The sequence below is a fragment of the Kitasatospora sp. NPDC093558 genome (genome assembly GCF_040683475.1).
Classification (GTDB): Bacteria; Actinomycetota; Actinomycetes; order Streptomycetales; family Streptomycetaceae; genus Kitasatospora.
In genome coordinates, this window is record NZ_JBFBDY010000619.1 from 1 (window position 1) to 3,670 (window position 3,670).

Annotated in this window: 5 protein-coding genes; 3 read left to right on the forward strand and 2 right to left on the reverse strand. The window is 74.2% G+C overall.

Annotation, left to right across the window (positions count from 1 at the left end; genetic code table 11):
* Positions 1–534 (forward strand): ATP-binding cassette domain-containing protein (locus AB0O00_RS32580; RefSeq protein ID WP_363657945.1); only part of this gene is annotated, 534 nt, incomplete at its 5' end.
* Positions 535–674: 140 nt separating this feature from the next.
* Here AB0O00_RS32580 and AB0O00_RS32585 read toward each other — a convergent pair.
* The gene (locus AB0O00_RS32585) at positions 675–1,427 is read right to left on the reverse strand and encodes a class I SAM-dependent methyltransferase (protein ID WP_363657947.1); all 753 of its coding nucleotides are present in this window, start codon (positions 1,425–1,427) and stop codon (positions 675–677) included.
* A 149-nt stretch (positions 1,428–1,576) separates the two neighbouring features.
* Between AB0O00_RS32585 and AB0O00_RS32590 the strand changes: the two genes are divergently transcribed.
* Both AB0O00_RS32590 and AB0O00_RS32595 read left to right on the forward strand, forming a co-directional pair.
* Positions 1,577–2,125 carry a hypothetical protein gene (locus AB0O00_RS32590; protein WP_363657949.1) on the forward strand — a complete coding sequence of 183 codons (549 nt, stop codon included), beginning with the start codon at positions 1,577–1,579 and terminating at the stop codon, positions 2,123–2,125.
* The gene (locus tag AB0O00_RS32595) at positions 2,122–2,895 is read left to right on the forward strand and encodes a class I SAM-dependent methyltransferase (protein WP_363657951.1); all 774 of its coding nucleotides are present in this window, start codon (positions 2,122–2,124) and stop codon (positions 2,893–2,895) included. Before AB0O00_RS32590 ends, AB0O00_RS32595 begins: the two co-directional genes overlap by 4 nt.
* Before the next feature lie 68 nt (positions 2,896–2,963).
* Here AB0O00_RS32595 and AB0O00_RS32600 read toward each other — a convergent pair.
* The coding region (locus AB0O00_RS32600; RefSeq protein WP_363657953.1) for a nucleotide disphospho-sugar-binding domain-containing protein at positions 2,964–3,670 on the reverse strand (707 nt) is incomplete at its 5' end.

A 3,670-nucleotide genomic window follows, 5' to 3' on the forward strand; every position in this document is an offset into this window, starting at 1 on the left:
GTCCTCGGCCTCAACGGCGCCGGCAAGACCACCCTGCTGCGGATCCTGGCCGGCCACGTGACCCCGGACTCCGGCCGGGTCGTGCCCGGCCCCGGGCTGCGGCTCGGCTACTTCGCCCAGGAACACGACACCCTCGACCCGGCCCTCACCGTCCGGGACAACCTCGCCCTGGCCGCCCCCGGCCTCACCGACGGCGAACTGCGGCGCGTGCTCGGCGCGTTCCTGTTCCGCGGCGACGACGCCGACAAGCCGGCCGGCGTCCTGTCCGGCGGCGAGAAGACCCGGCTCGCGCTGGCCGGGCTCGTCCACTCGGGAGCCAACGTGCTCCTCCTCGACGAGCCCACCAACAACCTCGACCCGGCCTCCCGGGCCGAGGTCCTGGCCGCCGTCGGCACGTACCCGGGCGCGATCGTGATGGTCACCCACGACCCCGGCGCCATCGAGGCCCTCCGCCCGGACCGCGTCATCCTCCTCCCGGACGGCGACGAGGACCTGTGGAGCGACTCGTACCTGGATCTCGTCGGGCTCTCGTGACAGCGCGCCCGACGGCCCCGGTCCCGGTCCCGGTCCCGGTCCTGCGACGGACCGGGGCCGCCGGGCGTGCCCGTCGTTTGTCCTCTCAGACCTTCCGGTTTCCTCTCAGACCTTCCGGTTTCCTCTCGGACTCCGTCCTCTCAGACCTTCCGAGCCTCGATGAGGAAGCGGGCCGAGTGCGCGACGAACGGCCCGTCCGCGCGGATCAGGGCGTCCAGCTCGCGCAGGCGGTCCTCGTACGCCTTGACGGTGAAACCCGGGACCATCCAGATCACCTTGCGCAGGAAGTACACCACCGCGCCGACGTCGAAGAACTCCATCCGCAGCCGCTCCGAGCGCAGGTCCACGACCTCCAGCCCGGCGGCCCGCGCGGCGGCGCTCTCGTCCTCGGGGCGGCGGCTCCTGCGCGCCTCGGGCTGCGGGCCGATGAAGTACTCGACCAGCTCGAAGCCGGAGGCGGGGCCGACGTGCTGCCCGAGGTACGTACCGCCGGGCCGCAGCACCCGAGCGATCTCCGACCAGTACGCCTTCACCGGGTGCCGGCTGCTGACCAGGTCGAACGCGCCGTCGGCGAACGGCAGCGGCGGCTCGTCCGGGTCCGCCACGACGACGGCGCCCAGCGGGTGCAGCAGCTTCGTCGCACGGGCGATGTTGGGCGGCCACGACTCGGTGGCCGCCATGGCCGGAGGGAAGTTGCCCGCCCCGGCGAGCACCTCGCCACCGCCGGTCTGGACGTCGAGCGCCGCGTCGACCCGCGACAGGTGCTCGCCCAGCAGCCGCTGGTAGCCCCAGGAGGGCCGCTCCTCGGTGGCCCGCCCGTCGAGCCAGGAGAAGTCCCAGCCGTCCACGGACACCGCCCCGGCCTCGGCGATCAGATCCTCGAAGGTGCGCATGCCCGTATCCTCACCCGCACGCCACCGGTCGGCCAGCCGATTACGCGGCCCCCGCCCCTCAGGCACCACCCCTCAGGCACCGCCCCGATCCGGCTCGACCGCGTCCAAAACCGGTGTCCCCGTCCCCGCGGTCAGGAGAGGATGATCCCATGACGAACGAGCAGGCCGCAGAGCCGCCGTACGGCCACTGCGTGGTGGCCAACGTGGCCCGGCAGACCACCCACGGCGAGGGCGGACTGGACATCCAGGACGGCCTGAAGCACTTCGCGCCCGGGGCCAAGGTCTGGATCGCTCCACAGCGTTGGGACCTCGGCGGCGGCCAGGTCGTGGTCACCGGGCGGCACCGGGGCAACAGCCGACGGTACGTCACGCTGGTCACCAGCATGCGGCACCTGGAGAACTTCCGGGTCCAGGAGGTCTACAGCCCCGCCCTGCTGCATGCACTGACGGGGAAGGGGCCCAGCATGCCGCGCGATCTCTGGAGCGCCGAGCGGGCCGAGGAGTTCGCGACCCACCACAACGTCCCCCGCCTGGAGGTCCGCCTCGACGGCCGCTCCACCTACCTGCTGGCCCCCGTCCCGGAGCCGCCGCCGATGGAGCTGGAGCACGACGGCACGACGTACTACCTCGCTCACCTCAACGCCAACTGTGCCCGGTACTCAAGCCTCCCTCCGCCCGAGGAGCCCTCGTGTCCATGAGTCGCTCCCCCACCGGCCGGTTCTACGACGAGTTCGCAGCCGGCTACCACCTCCTCTACCCGGACTGGGAAGCCTCCGTCGCCCGGCAGGGCGCTGCTCTGGACGCCCTCGTCCGTACCCGCCTCGGCGACCGGCCGGCCACCGTGCTCGACTGCGCCTGCGGTATCGGCACCCAGGCGATCGGGCTCGCCGCCCGCGGCCACCGTGTCACCGGCACCGACCTCAGCCCGGTCGCCGCCGCGCGCGCCACCCGCGAGGCCGCCGACCGCGGCCTCCGGCTGCCCGCCGCAGCCGCCGACATGCGCCGACTCCCCTTCCGCGATGCCACGTTCGACGTCGTCGTGTGCGCCGACAACGCGCTCCCGCACCTCCTCACCGCGGACGACGTCCGCACCGCCCTCACCGACATGCGCCGCACCCTCCGCAGCGGCGGCCTAATCCTCCTCACCACCCGCCCCTACGACGCCCTGCGCCGCGAGCGCCCCTCCTCCACCGTGCCGCAGACCACCGAGCGCGACGGCCGCCGGTCCGTCATCTTCCAGCTCTGGCACTGGCACGAGGACGGCGAGCGCTACGACCTGGAACTCTTCCGGATGGCCCCGGACGCCACCGGCGAGTGGCGCACCGAGGTGCACCGGTCCACCTACTGGGCCCTCACCCAGGCCCAGTTGACCGCCTTCGCCACCGAGGCGGGCTTCACCGCCCCGGCATGGGCGCAGCCGGAGGAGACCGGCTTCTTCCAGCCGATGCTCGTCGCCCGCGTGCCCTGACCCTCCGCGCCGGGCGGGCGGCGGGCGGCTGTCTCCCGGTCCGGCGGACTCGCTCCGCGTCTCTCCTCTCACCTTCCGTCCACGAGCGCCGCCACCGCCTCGGCGACGCGGGCCGCGCCGTGCTCGCACACCATGCGCCGGGCCGCCGCCTCCGCTCGCGCGCGGTGCATCCGATCGTCGACGGCCAGGCGAACGGCCGCCGCCAGGCGCTCCACCGTCAGATCGGCATACGGGACCGGTCGCGGTGCCGCCCCGGCGGCGGCCAGACGAGCGGCCCAGAAGGGCTGGTCCGCCATCACCGGGACCGGCACGCTCGGGACGCCCGCTCGCAGTGCGGCTGCCGAGGTGCCGGCGCCCGCGTGGTGGACGACGGCGGCCGTGCGCGGGAAGAGGAGAGCGTGCGGGAGCTCGCCGACCGTCAGGACGTCGGAACCGTTCGCCGTCTCCGCGACGAGCCCGGCCCAGCCGGACTGCAGGACGCCCCGCACGCCCGCGCGGCGCAGCGCGTCCACCACGAGTCCGCTCAGCCGTTCACCGTCTCCGGCCGCCATGCTGCCGAAGCCGACGAACACCGGTGGCGGGCCGGCCCGCAGGAAGTCCTCCACCTCGTCGGGCAGGCGGTGGTCCGGCGCCGGGTGCGGCCACCAGTTACCGACGACCTGCAGGCCGCTGCGCCAGTCCGCCGGGCGCGGGACGAGTGCCCGGCTGAAGCCGTGCAGGACGGGCCAGTTCTCCCGTTCCCGGGCTCGCCGCAGGGCACCCTGGCCGAGCGGGG

What these genes read in the sequence shown, in the direction of transcription:
- AB0O00_RS32595 (WP_363657951.1), top strand. Translation starts at nt 2,122, where the DNA reads ATGAGTCGCTCCCCCACCGGCCGGTTCTACGACGAGTTCGCAGCCGGC.
- AB0O00_RS32585 (WP_363657947.1), bottom strand. Translation starts at nt 1,427, where the DNA reads ATGCGCACCTTCGAGGATCTGATCGCCGAGGCCGGGGCGGTGTCCGTG.
- AB0O00_RS32590 (WP_363657949.1), top strand. Translation starts at nt 1,577, where the DNA reads ATGACGAACGAGCAGGCCGCAGAGCCGCCGTACGGCCACTGCGTGGTG.